The sequence below is a fragment of the Agromyces sp. NPDC058484 genome, assembly GCF_042720415.1.
GTDB lineage: Bacteria > Actinomycetota > Actinomycetes > Actinomycetales > Microbacteriaceae > Agromyces.
In genome coordinates, this window is the sequence record NZ_JBHXMP010000001.1 from 481,647 (window position 1) to 496,208 (window position 14,562).

Annotated in this window: 8 protein-coding genes; all 8 read right to left on the reverse strand. The window is 72.3% G+C overall.

The features are described from left to right. Positions 1-29: 29 nt before the first annotated feature. The 8 genes from ACFWN7_RS02345 to ACFWN7_RS02380 all read right to left on the reverse strand — a co-directional run bounded on the left by ACFWN7_RS02345 (position 30) and on the right by ACFWN7_RS02380 (position 14,466). Positions 30-2,348, reverse strand: a complete 2,319-nt coding sequence (locus ACFWN7_RS02345) for a transglutaminase family protein (protein ID WP_376937063.1) — start codon at positions 2,346-2,348, stop codon at positions 30-32. After that, positions 2,345-3,652, reverse strand: coding sequence for a DUF58 domain-containing protein (locus tag ACFWN7_RS02350; protein ID WP_376937064.1), 1,308 nt, complete (start codon positions 3,650-3,652; stop codon positions 2,345-2,347). Before ACFWN7_RS02350 ends, ACFWN7_RS02345 begins: the two co-directional genes overlap by 4 nt. Next, the gene (locus tag ACFWN7_RS02355) at positions 3,649-4,617 is read right to left on the reverse strand and encodes an AAA family ATPase (protein WP_376937065.1); all 969 of its coding nucleotides are present in this window, start codon (positions 4,615-4,617) and stop codon (positions 3,649-3,651) included. Before ACFWN7_RS02355 ends, ACFWN7_RS02350 begins: the two co-directional genes overlap by 4 nt. A 20-nt stretch (positions 4,618-4,637) precedes the next feature. Then, complete coding sequence (locus ACFWN7_RS02360; RefSeq protein WP_376937066.1) at positions 4,638-9,962, reverse strand: Ig-like domain-containing protein; 5,325 nt, start codon at positions 9,960-9,962, stop codon at positions 4,638-4,640. A 122-nt stretch (positions 9,963-10,084) separates the two neighbouring features. After that, positions 10,085-10,810 (reverse strand): hypothetical protein, encoded by a 726-nt coding sequence (locus ACFWN7_RS02365; RefSeq protein WP_376937067.1) that lies wholly within the window; start codon positions 10,808-10,810, stop codon positions 10,085-10,087. Continuing rightward, entirely contained in the window at positions 10,798-12,516 is a 1,719-nt protein-coding gene (locus ACFWN7_RS02370) for a serine/threonine-protein kinase (protein WP_376937069.1), read from the reverse strand. The genes ACFWN7_RS02365 and ACFWN7_RS02370 overlap by 13 nt, the downstream gene beginning before the upstream one ends. Continuing rightward, entirely contained in the window at positions 12,516-13,589 is a 1,074-nt protein-coding gene (locus tag ACFWN7_RS02375) for an FHA domain-containing protein (RefSeq protein WP_376937070.1), read from the reverse strand. Before ACFWN7_RS02375 ends, ACFWN7_RS02370 begins: the two co-directional genes overlap by 1 nt. Continuing rightward, positions 13,570-14,466 carry a PP2C family protein-serine/threonine phosphatase gene (locus ACFWN7_RS02380; RefSeq protein ID WP_376937071.1) on the reverse strand — a complete coding sequence of 299 codons (897 nt, stop codon included), beginning with the start codon at positions 14,464-14,466 and terminating at the stop codon, positions 13,570-13,572. Before ACFWN7_RS02380 ends, ACFWN7_RS02375 begins: the two co-directional genes overlap by 20 nt. Positions 14,467-14,562 lie beyond the last annotated feature (96 nt).

Genomic DNA, 14,562 nt, shown 5'->3' on the forward strand with positions numbered 1-14,562 from the left:
AGGGCGGCGCCTGGACCGGCGGCCGTCCGTCAGCGCCCGCGCCGGAACCGGTATCGTGCGACGAACCGACGGAGCCGGCCCGCGGCCAGCGAGACGGCCGCCGCCGCGGCATCCGCTTCGGTCCAGCGACGGGCGACGGCTTCGCCGCTCACATCCGCTCCGCCGAAGACGTCGCGATCGATCGTGGCCGCGAGCGTCGCGAGGCGCACGCCATCGCCCTCGCCGCCCGGCACCGGCAGCCCCTGCTCGGCGAGCTGGCGCTCGAGCGACCGCGCGGACTGGAGCCGCGACGCTCTCTCGGGCGGGTCGAGGCCGAGCTCGGCGTAGCGGTCGACCAGCTCCTCCCAGGCTCCGGCCGCCTGCCGCTCGTTCGGCCCGCTCCGGCGCCGCTCGCGCCGGCGGCGCTTCAGCAGCGCGATGACGAGCACCGGCAGCAGGGCGACCGCGGCGGGGACGCCCACGGAGGCGAGCGTGACCCAGACCCAGCCCGGGACCTCGAACGGGCGATCCCGGTCCTCCTCGTCGGTGTCGTCGATCTCGACCGTCGTCAGCAGGTCGTCCTCCACGTGCTCGGCGCGCGGCGGCTGCCGCACCTGCGGCTGCGGCTCCGACTTCGGCTTCGGCGTCTGCTCCTGCGGGACGTCGACCTGGTCGGGCGTGGGGCGGAACGGGATCCAGCCGACGCCCTCGAACGGCACCTCGACCCAGGCGGTGACATCCGAACCGATCACCTCGACCTCGTCGGGGTCGGCGGCGTCGGCGGCGTCGGCGGCGTCCTCGGGCACGTCGGGTGCGAATCCCATGACCACCCGCGCGGGGTATCCGAGATGACGCGCCATGAGCGCCATCGCGGCCGCGTACTGCTCCTCGTCGCCGACCATCTGCGAGCGCGTGAACAACTCGATGAGCCGGTCGGCGCCGTGACCGGCCCGCGACGGCACGAGGTCGCTCGCGAGGCCGTGGCTGAGGAATCCGGAGGTCTTCAGCGCACGCTCGATGGCGCGGAGCTGCTCGATCGGACTCGTCGCGTCGCCGGCGTACTCCTCGGCCTTGGCTGCGACGACGTCGGGGAGGTTCTCCACCTCGGGCGCGTCGAGTCGTGCAACCGGCGTGTCGACGAGGTCGTCGTCGTCGGGGACGCGCTGGATGCGCGACTCGAGCCGATACCGTGCACCCTCGGCGGCGCCGCTGGTGAGCACCCCCGTGCCGGCGTCGGCGTCGTAGCGCAGGTCGCCCCTGCGATCCGAGGTGCCCTCGTCGAGCAGCTCGAGCCTCGAACCGTACCCCACCGTCGGCAGCCACACGTCGTCGTAGGCCACGACGGCGACCTCGATCTCCCGCGAGCCGCCGAGGCTCGCGAGCTCGGGCGCCGGAAGGGTCGAGCCGACGATGGTGTAGCCGCCGTCGGCGGCATCCCCTGGTCCGGCGACGTTCCACAGCCGGCCGGTGTACGAGTCCATCGTGGCGAGCCGGACGACGTCGCCCGGCTCCAGCCCTGACACCCGGAACAGCGGTTCCTCGGCGAGGTCCTTGGTGTAGTTGCGGAATCCGGCGAGCGGACTCGCGAATTGGAGCGGGTCGAACGGCGGCACGATCCGGTCACGGAGCACGAATCGCTCGGATGCCGCGGGCGCGAGCGCGAGTCCCGCCACCGCGCCGACCACGACCGCCCCGGCGACGACCGCCGCCGACCCGGCGAGCTTGCGCCGGCGCAGGCGCCGTGCGCCCTCCCCCGTGGCCTCGACCGCGGCGCCCCGCCGCCACGCGAGCCAGACGAGCGCGATCGCGGCGAACGCGACGCCGCGGACTCCGGCGAAGAACGCCTCGCCGGTGCCGAGCAGGATGCCCGACAGGAACAGCAGCACCGGCCCGGCCAGCACGACGGCCGAACGCGCGGGCGTGCGCCTGCCCGGGAGCCAGCGCAGCACCAGCATCGCGACGACGAGCGACACCAGCCACGCGGCGAAGTACGGCACGGCCGCCACGTAGTAGGGCGCCTCGACCGGAGCGCCGATCGTGACGACGTCCGCCCAGCCGTGCACCGCGCCGAGCGCCAGCCCCGAGAGCGTGGCGACGCTCGGGAGGAACCCCAGCAGCGCGGCATCCGGCATCGTGAACGGCGACCCGAGCAGGAAGTACGCGGCGAACGCGAGGAGCACGGTCGTGAGCACACCGAGCCGCCAGACGGTTCCCGCGAGCGCGGCGGCCGTGCCGACGGCGATCCCGGCGATGGCGGCGGCGAGGAAGTCCAGGTCGCCGAAGGCCGTCTCGAACCCGGCGATCCCGAGCAGCGAGAGCAGCGAGAGCACGGCGAGGTCGCTCCAGGCGGAGCGAGGCAGGCGGATCATGGGCGCACCCGCCGCACGAGCCGCGGCAGCTCATCGAGTGCGCCGACGGTGACGATCGTCGAGTCGCCCACCCGTGCGATGCGCGATGCGGCGCCGTGCTCGGCGCGGAAGGCGATGACCTGCGTGTCGGCGCCGAGCACGGTCTCGACGGCCCGGAACTCCGCGACGGGCACGAGCGACCCGCCCACGACGATCACCACGCTCGGCGCGGGCGCCCGTCGCGCTGCCGCGCGCACGAGGTCTCGGATCGAGACGGTGCTGCCGTCTGCGGGTTCGATGCGGCTCGTGTCGTCGAGGAGCGACGTCGGCGTGGCGGTTCGCAGGCGGAGCCGGTCGGTGGCGGCTGCGAGTCTCGTCGCATCGCCGATGACCTGCACGCCGAGCGACGCGAACACCGAGACGCCGAGCTCGAACTCGTCGCCGGACGCGTAGTCGCCCTGTCGCGTGGCCTGCACGAGCAGCAGCTGCGAGCGACGCGTCTCCTCGTACTGCCGCACCATCAGCCGGCCCGTGCGGGCCGAGGTGCGCCAGTGCACGTTCCGCAGGGCGTCGCCGGGCTCGTAGGCCCGCAGCGCGTGGAAGGAGATGTCGTGGTCGGTGATGGTCTTCGTGACCTCTCCCTCGAGGTCGCGCACGAGTCCCGCGGCTGACGGCCGGAGCCGTGCGGTCGCGGGGTGCACGAAGAGCTCGACGGGCTCGGTCCAGCGCACCTCACGCCGCAGCAGGCCGAGCTGGTCGCCGCGAACGGATGCCGCGGGCCCGGCGACGATGACGGCGCGCCGGTTCGTCGGCACCGCGAAGAGCTCCTCGTGCCCGGCCGCCGGCGCGATCGCGGGGACCACGAACTCCGCCAGCCCGCCGCCGACCGGCAGCTCGAGGCGGGAGGGCACGGATGCCCCATCGCCCACGTTCTCGATCACCAGGCGCCCGAGCGCGCGCTCGCCGGCGACCACGCGTGTCGGCTGCAGCTCGATGCCGACGCGGTACCGCATGCGTCCGAACACGAACGGGATCGACACGGCCACGGCCGCGAGCAGCGTCGCGCCGAGGAACGCGAACTCGACCCAGCTCAAGGCCCAGGCGAGCCCGAGCGAGATCGCCGCGCCCGCCAGCACGAGCCACCCGGTCCGCGACACGACGCCGGTGACCGGCGCGGCGACGGCTGCGGCGCGGGCGACGCTCGCGCGCACCCGTCCGCCGGTCGAGCGAGCGGATGCCGCGACCGACCGTGCGACGGAGCGAAGCGCGATGCGCGCCTGCGACGGGGGCGGCGGGGTGGTCGGCGCGCCGGTCCCGGCCGTCATGCCGCCCGGTACGCCGGCGGCGCCACGTCGACGAGCGTGCGCGACACGATGTCCTCGGCGGTGACGCCCGAGAACTCCGACTCGGGGTCGACGATGATGCGGTGCGCGAGCACCGGCACCGCGAGTTCGCGCACGTCGTCGGGTGTCACGTAGGTGCGTCCGTTCGCGATCGCCCAGGTCTTCGAGATGCGTGCGAGCGCGAGCGCCCCCCGCATGCTCACGCCGAGCGCGGAGTCGCGATGGTCGCGGGTCGCCGAGACGATCTCGTTGAGGTACGACAGCACCGCGGCATCCACGTGCACCTCGGAGGCGAGCTGCGCCATCGTCGTGACCGAGCTCGCGGCGATGATCGGCGAGACCCGCGAGGCCCGCGCACGGTTGGCGGAGTCGAGGAGCAGGGTCACGGCGGTGTCGTGGTCGGGGTATCCGAGCGACGTCTTGATGAGGAACCGGTCGAGCTGGGCCTCGGGGAGGGTGTAGGTGCCCGCCTGCTCGACGGGGTTCTGCGTCGCGATGACCATGAACGGGCTGCCGACGTCGTAGCCCACGCCGTCGACCGTGACGCGACCCTCCTCCATGACCTCGAGCAGCGAGGACTGGGTCTTCGGGCTCGCCCGGTTGATCTCGTCGGCCAGCACGATCGACGCGAAGATCGGACCGCGGTGGAACTCGAACCGGCCCTTGCCCTGGTCGTAGATGGTCACGCCCGTGACGTCGGACGGCAGCAGGTCGGGGGTGAACTGGATGCGCGAGTGCGTGCCGTCGAGGGTGTTCGCGAGCGCCTTCGCGAGCACGGTCTTGCCGGTGCCCGGGAAGTCCTCGAGCAGCACGTGGCCGTCGGAGAGCATGGCGGTGATCACCAGCTCGATCACGTGGCGCTTGCCGAGGATGGCCCGGTCGACGTTGTCGACGAGTTTCGAGAAGGCGTCCTGGAACCAGAGGGCCTGTTCCTGGGTCACGGTCATGTCGTCTGTCTCTCCTGTCGTCATCGGGACCAGTTCTGCACGGGACTGTCGTACGGTCCGCCGGGGGCGTGGATGCGCACCCAGACGTTCGGGTATCCGCAGAAGCCGCCCTCGCTGTACGAGCCGCGGAACGATCCGCTTCCGTTCGCACCGACGGTGATCTGCGAGGACCCGAGTTGGCCGCCGTTGCAGTAGGTCGTGAGGTTGTGCGTGCCGCGCGGCAGGTTCTGCACGTCCACGTCGAGGTACCAGCAGTAGCCGCTGCTGCAGCCCGGCTGCCCGGCCGCGCTCTGGCCCTTCGAGAGGCGCACGACCGGCCGCGGGGCGTCGACGTTGAAGCGAACGCTCGCCGCGCTGCTCTCGTTGCCCGCGGCATTCCTGGCGACGACGTCGATGTCGTGCGTGCCGGCGCCGACCCCGGCGAACGACGTCGAGCTGCCGCTCACGGACTTCCACCCGCCGCCGTCGATACGGGCGCGATAGGTCACCGAGCCGCCGCCGGTGTCGTCGGGCGCCGCCCAGTCGACGTCGACGCGGGCGGGCGCGTCGCCGGCCGGGGATGCGCGGAGGTTCCGCGGCGGCGTCGGCGTGCCGTACGGGGTCACCGATGCCGACGCGTACGACCACTCGCCCCAGCCGACGGCGTTGTGCGCGCGCACCTTGAACGTGTACGCCGTGCCGTTGTTCAGGCCGGTGATGCGCTGGTTCACGCCCGCGGCGGCAGCGCCGAAGGGTGCGGAGGTGCTGCCGTAGCTCACCTCGTACTGGTCGATCGCGGACTCGTTGGCGGCCGGCGCGGTCCACCGGATGGTCGCGCTGCCGTCGCCCGAGTTCACGATCGCGGGCGGATTGGGCCGCTCGGGCTGGTCCCACACGTCGACGAGCAGGCGGCCCTGCGTCTCACGGGCCGGATCGCGCGTTCCGTCCTGGATGCGGTAGATCACGCTCACCGTGCCGGTGAAGCCGGCCGCCGCCCGCACGGTCACGTCCGAGGCGGTGAAGCTCACGGTCGCGTTCGATGAGACGCTGGCCTGGTCGAGCGTGGCGTCGACGACGCGGAGGGGCGTGTCGGGGGCGAACGGGTTGAAGTCGTTCGCCAGCACGGACTGCGTGGTGCTCTGGCCGCGTTCGAGCTTCACCGGCCCGTCGTCGTTCGCCTTCGGGAGCGCACGGGTCGACGACACGACCTTCACGTCGACGTACCCGGGCACCGTGAACTCGTTGAAGGCGACGTCGAACGTGAGCCGCACGCTCGTGCCGGGCTGCACTCCGAGCGGCGCCGAGACGCGCAGGGTCGCGCCGTCGACGATGGCGGCGTCCACGTCGGCGGTGGCGCCCGACAGACCGGAGTACGACACCCGTGCGATGTTGTCGGGGTTCGGATGATCGGTCGAGGAGCGCAGGTCGAGGTCGAGCGGCGCCTCGCCGGCCTCGATCGTCTCACTGCGCGGGGTGAAGGCGGGCGGGGCGTCGTTGAAGTCCGGGTCGCCGACCGTGATCGGGATGGTGAGCACGGCCGTCCTCCCGACGGGGTCGTCGGCACCTCTGCCGTCGGTGACCTCGAATGTGACCGAGGCGGGACCGCGGTAGTCGCGGGCCGGCACGTACCGCAACGTCGTCGCGTCGACGAACGACGATTCGTCCGACTCGGTCGCCGACGCCGACAGGATGCGCGCGGGCTTGCCCGAGGGGACGACGACGAGCTGGTCGACGCCCCACTCGATGCGCCCGTTCACGGGCACGATGATCTCGGCGAGGTCGGCGAGGTACGGCGCGGGGAACTTGGCCTTCTCCTCCGCCGCGAGCTCCTCGGGCGTCTTGGGCCGCTGGGTCTCCTCGACGGTGTCGTCGCCGGCCTCCACCGGCGGAACGATCACGAAGGCCATCGCCGACAGGTCGTCGAGTTCGTTCGTGAGCCGATACGCCACCGCGTACCGTTCCCGCCCCGGCGTCACGACGATGCTGCCGGCGGAGGTCACCTCGGCGCGCGACGCGTTCGGGCCGTCCACCGAGACGACGAGGTCTTCGACGAGTCCGCCCGGGTTCGTCGCGTCGGTGAGCGGATGCACCGTCACGGGCTCGCCGTCGACGACCTCCCGCGGTTCGATCACCTGGTCCTCCGCGGTGGGCGGCGGGATCACCGCGTCCTCGGTGACCGCCACCTGCAGGAACGCCGTGTCGGTTCCGCCGTGCCCATTGGAGATCTCGTAGCGCACGGTGTATGCGGCCTCCTGGTCGGGCGCGGTCACCACGATGCGCCGCCGGTCGCGGATCTCGGCCTCGATGCCGTCGTCGACCTCGGGGAGGTCGGTCACGCGCAGGTGGTAGCCGCTCGGATCGGAGTCGTTGAGGAGCACCTCGACGGACGCCGTGCGTCCGGGCTTCATCTCGACGGCGTCGTCGACCGCCGTGGGCGGCAGCTGCGTGGCCGCCCTCGGGATGACGCCGATCCGGATCGTGCCGGTCGCGCTCGCGCCGAGCGCGTCGCGCAGCTCGTACGTGAACGTGTCGGTGCCCGCGGACCCGGCGAAGGCCTCGTACGTGAACGACGTGCTCGTGCGGTCGATGATCCGGCCGAGCTCGGGCGTCGACGTTCCGCCGGTGAGGAACACCGAGTCGCCGTCGGGGTCGAGCTGGTCGAGCGGCACGTCGATCCGCACAGCGGATCCGGCGAAGGTGCGCGAGGTGAGCGGCGTGGGCAGCGGCGCACGGTTCTCGCCCGCGTCCTTCGCGATGACGGTGAACCGCACCGTCGCGCGGGCCGTCTGCTCGAAGTCGTCGCCGATCGTGTACACCGCCGAGTAGACGCCGGGCTGTTCGGGCGCCTGGAAGCGCACGGTGTCGCCGTCGACGAACGCGACGCCCTCGGGTGCCTCGACCTCGGCCAGTTCGGGCAGCACGTGCAGGTCCGCGGCATCGGGGTGGTAGTCGTTGTCGAGCACCGGCACCGTCACGATGTCGCCTGCGCGCACGTTCGTGCCGTCATCGAGGGCCACCGGGGGCTGGTGCTTCACGAGCGGCGGCACCGGCACGACGATCACCGTCGCCGTCGAACTGTTCACCCCGTCGGAGACGGTGTAGGCGAACTGCAGCTGACGGTCGACCGCGGCGGAGGCCGTCACGCGGAGCACCGTGTTGGTGATGATCTCCACCGACACGAGTCCCTCGCCGGCCGCATCGTCGACCGACTGCACCGCGAGCACGCGGCCCGACGGTGAGACGTCGTTGGCCAGTACCGGGATCGAGAGCGGCTCCCCGGCCCGCAGGTAGGCGGTGTCCTTCACGGCGATGGGCGCACCGGCGTCGGCGGGGGCCTCCACCACCTGCACGCGGACGAGGCCGACGCTCACTGCGGTGCCGGCGGCGACGTCGTAGCGGAAGATGTACTCGCCCGGCTCGTTGCTGGTGAACGAGATCGTGCCGCGCTCGATGTTCGGCGTGACCGAGGCCGCGGCGGGCTGTTCGGCGACGCCGAGCAGCTGCAGCGGCGCCCCCGACGGCGACAGGTCGTTCGCCAGCGGCTCGATGAGTGCGGTCTCGCCCGTGAAGACGCGAGCGAAGTCGGGCGTGCCTACCGGATTCAGCGAGCCCGCGGGCTTCACGTCGACGGTCAGGGTGCCCGCAGCGGTGGCGACGCCGTCGGAGACGGTGAACTGCACCTCCTTCTGCCCGAGCTCCGCGGACCGGTGCTCGAACGTGAGATACCCGTCGGGGCTCGCACGCACGGCGTCTCCCCCGGTGGGCGACGCGTTGACGAGGTACAGGTCGTCGCCGTCGGGGTCGTTCCAGTCGCCCAGCACGTTGTACGAGAGCTGCTGGCCCTGTTCGACGCTGATGGCCCCCGATCGAATCGACGCCGGCGCCGCGTTCTCCGATTCGGGCACGACCCGCACGTCGACGGATGCCTCGGCCACGCCGCCGCGGCCGTCGTCGACCGTGTAGCGGAACGACGCGGTGCCGGCAGCTCCCTCGTTCGAGGTGAACTGCAGCGCGCGCCCGCCGTCGATGAGCTCGAGCCTGCCCACGGACTCGGACACGTCGCCGGTCGCGGCGACCGTGAGCACGTCGCCGTCGGGGTCGGTGTCGTTCTCGAGCACCTCGAGGATCGTCGCCCGGCCCGGGCGTACACCGTAGTCGTCGTCTCGTGCCACGGGCGGACGGTTCACGTCGGTGCGCTCGGCGAGCGTGTCCTCGAAGGTCTGCTGGGCGCTCTTCTCGTCGCCCTCGAGCTCCTCGCTCTCCTCTGGCGGCGTGACCTCGTCCCAGTTGTCGACGAGGCGGAGGTCGGAGTCGACGAGCCAGGAGTTGCCGTTCGAGAGGTTGTTCAGCACGATCACGTCGCGGTTCACGCGGAACTCGAGGCGCGAACCGGCCGTGGCCTGTTCGAGGCCCGCCGACTCGGGCTCAGCACCCTCGCAGGCGACGACATAGCGCGACGAGATCGCCCATGCTCCGTGCACGCACGCGCCGAGCCGCACCGGCGCGGCCACCTCGTCGGGCGTCGTGGCCGCGGCATCCGCTTCGCCCTGGATCTCGCGCACCGCCCCGTCGCCGAGCGACACCTCGAGCAGGGATGCGCCGCCGGCGAGCAGCACCGCGTCATCTGCAGCGCCCGACTGCTGGATCCGCAGCGCCGGCTCGGGGAGCTCGAACGAGCGACCCTCGACGATCACGGCATCAGCGTCGAGATCGAGCGCGACGGCGCGTTCGCCCACCGCGGCGAGCTGATGCCGCCCGAGCTCGGGCAGCTCCGACCGCTCGGGCTCGTCGGCGTCGCGGCGCAACTCGAGGAGCTCGCCGTCGCCGGGTGACGTGGCGAAGATCGTGCCGTCGGGACTCACCGCGACCCGACCGTCGCTGCCGACCTCGGCGATGGGGTCGGTGCCGCGGTAGTCGAAGGCGAGTTCGCCACCCGCCGCGACCCGCCAGAGTTCGCCCTTCGGCGAGAGCACGGCGAGCACGTCGCCGCCATGGGCCACGCTCGAGGCCGGTGGCACGTCGATACGCTGGACGAGTGTCGTGAACGCGGCGTCGATGCGTTCGATCGAGCCGATGCTCGGGTCGAAGAGGAAGGCGTCGTCGCCGTTCTGGAAGACGTCGATCTCGTTCGTCGCGGTGGCGACCGAGGCGTCGAGCTCCTCGATCTGGCGGTTCAGACGCCCCGCGAGGAGTTCCTCTGCATTCGTCACCCAGACGTCGCGCGCACGCAGGTCGGGATCTGTCACCGGGAACCCCTGGTGCAGGACTGCGAAGCCCAGCGGCACGCCGGCGAGCACGGCGAGCGCGACACCCGAGGCGACGGTCTTGCGCGCACGAACCCATGCGGCGAAAGCGCCCACTCTCATCTCCCCAGGATTTCGTCGGTCGGGTGCGTCGATCGCGACATGCCGGCGCGCGGCGAACGGGCCTCAACGTAACACGGTCCGAAGTGGCCCCCAAATGGGGAGCCCTGCCCATCCGGCACGGCTCAGGAGTCGTTCGACGGAACGTCGTCGGAGCGTGTCTCCCCGAGCAGGGCGAGGTCGTCGACACTCACCAGACGCGTCGCGACCGCATACTCCACGAGCCGCGCGCGACGGTTGGTGGCGAGCTTCCCGCGACCGCCGCGCAGCCCGTCGACGCCGAGCTTGTCGAGCTTCTCGCAGACGTTGTCGAGCTTGCGATTGAAGGTCGTCATGCTCCAGCCGAGGCGTGCGGCCGCCGCGGCCGAAGTCGGAACGGACGCACGGCCCGCGGTGGGCTGCGACAGCACGTGTTCGGCCAGGGCGACGACGAGCAGCCGCTGGCTCGACGTGAGGGTCACCGGGAGGATCGTCGTGCCGCCGTCCTCTGGTCTCGCGGTCAGCGACGTGTTGTAGAAGTCCTCCTCGGCGTGCACCGTGAAGTCGTAGGCGGTCGATCCGGCGCTGAACATGACGTGCACGGTCTGGAAGACGAGCGGCAGCTTCGCGCCGGGAGCGACCCACGCCTGCACACTCCCGGTCGCATCCGAGACGGTGGCCGACAGCAACTGCCCGACGTTCGAGAGCCACCACAGCCCGAACTCCGAGGAGAGGGTGAGGAAGGTGCGATGCAGGTAGGGGTTGTCGTCGATCGTCAGGTCGGATTCGCGGCCGATCGTGAACGGCCGGTCGCCGTCGACGGTGTACCACTCGCCGCAGAACTCGACGCGGAGCGGCCTCACGACGTGCATCCCGTCGCGGCCTCGGAGGTCTTGCTCCCCCGCTGCACCTGAACGTCGACGCAGATGCGCCCGTCGGTCGGCGCGTCGAAGACCAGGATCACCGGAGCATCCGTCACCTCGACGGAACCTGAGCCGTCGGCGCGCTGCCAGCGGTACCGATCGCCGTCCTCGGCGTTCTCGTGCGACACCGGGAACGAGACGGTCGTGCCGTCGGCCGAACGCGTCCCCGGCGCGACGACCGGCACGGGAACGGTCGCCTCGATGATCGCGTCCTCGACGACGGGCGCGGCCGTCGTGTCGGGTTGAGCCTGCTGCACCGTGCCCGAGAGTGCCACCGCGACCCCCACGGCGCCAGCGACGACGAACCCGGCGGCGATGCCGACGACCGCGCCGAGACGCGACCGTTTCGGCGAGGGGGTGCGCGTGTCGTCGGTGCCGGGGTGCGCACCTGCGACGTCGGCGCGACGCGGACGCCGGTGCGTCACGTCCTCGGCATCGGGGTCGGATGCCGCGGCCCGCCGTGGGCGGGCGACGGTCTCGTCGACCGTGTCGTGCGCCGTCGAGGAGCGCGGTACGGCGTTCCGCATGACCGTGCCGTCGTCGGGGGTCGTCGCGCCCGCGAGCCCGGCGGCGGGCGACTGTGCGCCGATGAGGCGCGGCGTCCGAGCCCGGGTCGCATCGCCGCCACCCGAGGCGTGCGCCGCGGTCGGCACGATCGGCTGTGCATCGACGGACCGCACGGCGCGGGCGCGCGTGGCATCCGCGCCGTCGTCATCGGACCCCGACCGCTCGATCGCGAGATTCGGCACCTCGATCGAGGTCGGTGCGTAGCCGAGTTCGAGCTCGACCCGCTGCAGCGCCCTGGCGAACTCGACCGCGGTCGGGTAGCGGTCGTCGCGCCGCGTCGCCAGCCCCTTCGCGAGCACCGACGAGAGGGTCCGCGGCACGTCGGGCCGGTCGATCGGCGTGATCGCGCCGCGTTCGATGCGGCCGATCAGGTCGAGCGATCCGTTGGGCCGTCCCGCGATCTCGAACGGCGTGCGTCCCGCGAGCAGCGTGTGCACCGTCGCGGCGAGCGAGAAGACGTCGCTGCGCTGGTCGGGCCTCGGGTCGTCCTCGAACATCTCGGCCGGCGACCACGGCACGCTCATGCCGACCGCCGATTGCCCCGACGACGTCGCCGAGCCGTCATCGGGCGAGGTCACCGTGTGCACCGGCAGCTCTCCCTCGAGGTTCGATGAGATGCCGAAGTCGGTGAGCGCGGGCCATCCGTACGCGTTCGTGAGCACGTTCGCCGGCTTGATGTCGCGATGCAGGATGCCGGCGGCGTGCGCGGTGGCGACCGCCCCTGCGAGACGGATGCCGGTGCGCAGCGCATCCTCGACGGCGAATCGTTCGCGCTTGTACTGCTCGGCGAGGCTTGGACCGGAACAGTACTCCATGACGAAGTAGGGCCGACCGTCGCCCGAGACGTCGGCGTGGAAGATCGTGACGATGAACGGGTGCGCTGAGAGCTGGGCCATGAGGTTCGCCTCGGCGACGAACTGCGCCCGGGTATCGCGAGCGAGCCCCTCGGCGAGCAGCACCTTGACGGCGACCTTGCGGCGCGGCAGCCGCTGTTCGTAGAGGAACACGTCGGCGAAGCCGCCGGAGCCGAGCAGCTGAAGCGGCGTATACCCGGGCAGGTCGGGCGGCGTCGAGGGTGCGCGGCGCATCAGTCGCCGACCACCTCGACGGTCCAGCCGCCGCCGAGGTCGATGACGGTGCCGGCGAGCACCGGGGCGGGCTCCCCGGCGCGGAGCTTCACCGGCGGCTTGCCCGGTGCCACGACGTGCGTGCCGTTGCGGGAGTGCAGATCGGTGATGACGACCGTGTCGCCCTCGACCCCGATGCGCACGTGGCTGCGGGAGATGTCGGGATCGCCTGCGCCGATGGTGACGAGCCGGGGCAGTCGCCCGCCCGACAACTGGCTGACGCTCGGCGCGCGCCCGAGGATGACGCCCGGCCCGAGCGGCTCGAGGGCACCGTCGGGCATTCGCAGGCTCGCCGCCGCCGCCGGCGCGGACCGCCGCCCGTCGACGACGACGCTCGGCAGGCCGAGGCCGGGCGTCTCCTCGGTCACGCGCGCGGCGCGTTCGGCTCGGAGGCGCCTGAGATCGATGCTGGCGACGGTGAGTCCGTCGTGATCGCCACCGTGTTCGAGACGCCCGTCCTCCGCGATCGCGGGCAGTGGCGGTGCGGGGGTCGGCGGCCCGGCGACGGTGTCCTCTGCCGGCACCATCGTCTGCTCGGCTGCTGCGACGGGCGGGACGGGCGGCACGGGCGGGACGGCCGGGCTCTCACGTGCGATCGACTCGACCCCGTGCGACATCACCGAGAGGGCCGGCACGACGGCCTCGACGACGGGAATCCCCGAGTCGGGCGCCGAGTCGGGCGCCGGGGAACGGGCCGTCACCTCGAACGAGGTCGTCTCCAGCACGCGCTCGGTCCACGTCGACACGCCCATGCCCGAGACATCCTCGCCAGCGGTGCGCACCGTCAGCGGGCCCCGCACGACGACCCGTACGGAGCCGTTCGCGATGTCGCGCACCACGAGCGCGAACGACGGCGTCGCCGCGAGCCCGCCGGCGGTCAGCCGGTCGAGCACATGCGAGGTGGGGTCGCCGTCGGTGAGGCGCGGCCAGAGCGCGGTGAGCTCGGCCGAGGCCGACGCGGGCGCCAGGAGCACCACCCTGCCGCGCACGGCCGCCAGCCAGTCCGCCGCCTGATCAGGCAGGTAGGTCGCCACGATCGCCTCCCGAGCCGCGCGGTGTGGTGTCTTCGGGCGCAGGGGACCCGGAGGAGCCCGGCCGATCTCGAGTCGTCTCGTCGTCGTCCTCCCTCTGGCCGAGATCCGACTCGACGACGACCACCGTCACGTTGTCGCGGCCGCCGTGGTCGAGTGCAGCCTCGACGAGTTCACCCGCGAGGCCCGCCGCGTGGCTCGTCGCACCGGCGAGGATATGCGCCAGGCGCTCGTCGTCGACCTCCCTCGAGAGTCCGTCGGAGCAGATGAGGAAGACCTGGCGGCCGAGAGCCGGGATCAGCCACACGTCGGGGTCGACGACCTCGTCGGCGCCGATCGCACGGGTGATGACGTTGCGGTCGGGATGCCGCTCGGCCTCCTCCGGTCGGATGAGCCCGGCGTCGACGAGCTCCTGCACGGCCGAATGGTCGACGCTCAGCTGGTCGAGGGTGCGCCCGTCCCAGGAGTAGACCCGGGAGTCGCCGATGTTGAAGACCATCCAGTGGAGGCCGTCGCCGTGGCCGGCGTCGACGAGCGCGACGCCCGTGAGCGTGGTGCCCGCGACCGCCGTGCCCTCCTCCCCCTCGTCGCTGAGGGCTCGCACGGCCTCGTTCGAACTGTGGATCGCGTCGAGCACCTGCTCGGGCGAGGTCGGTCGCCCCGCCTCGATGTGACGGCGGAACGTGTCGACGACGGTACGGCTCGCCGCGTCGCCACGGGCGTGGCCCCCCATGCCGTCGGCGACGAGGAAGACGGGCGCCTCGGCGAGGAACGAGTCCTCGTTCACGCTGCGAACCCGGCCGACGTCGCTCTGCGCGCTGTGCGCGATCACGGCCGAGCCGCGCGGGAGCGCGACGATGTCCTCGCCATCAGCCGACACGTTTCTCCTCGTTGCAGCACGTTGCCGGGCAACCGCCCGGGCGCCCGCTCCAGGCGCCGCTTCCCCACGCTAGCAACTCGGGCTCGCACGTGCGGA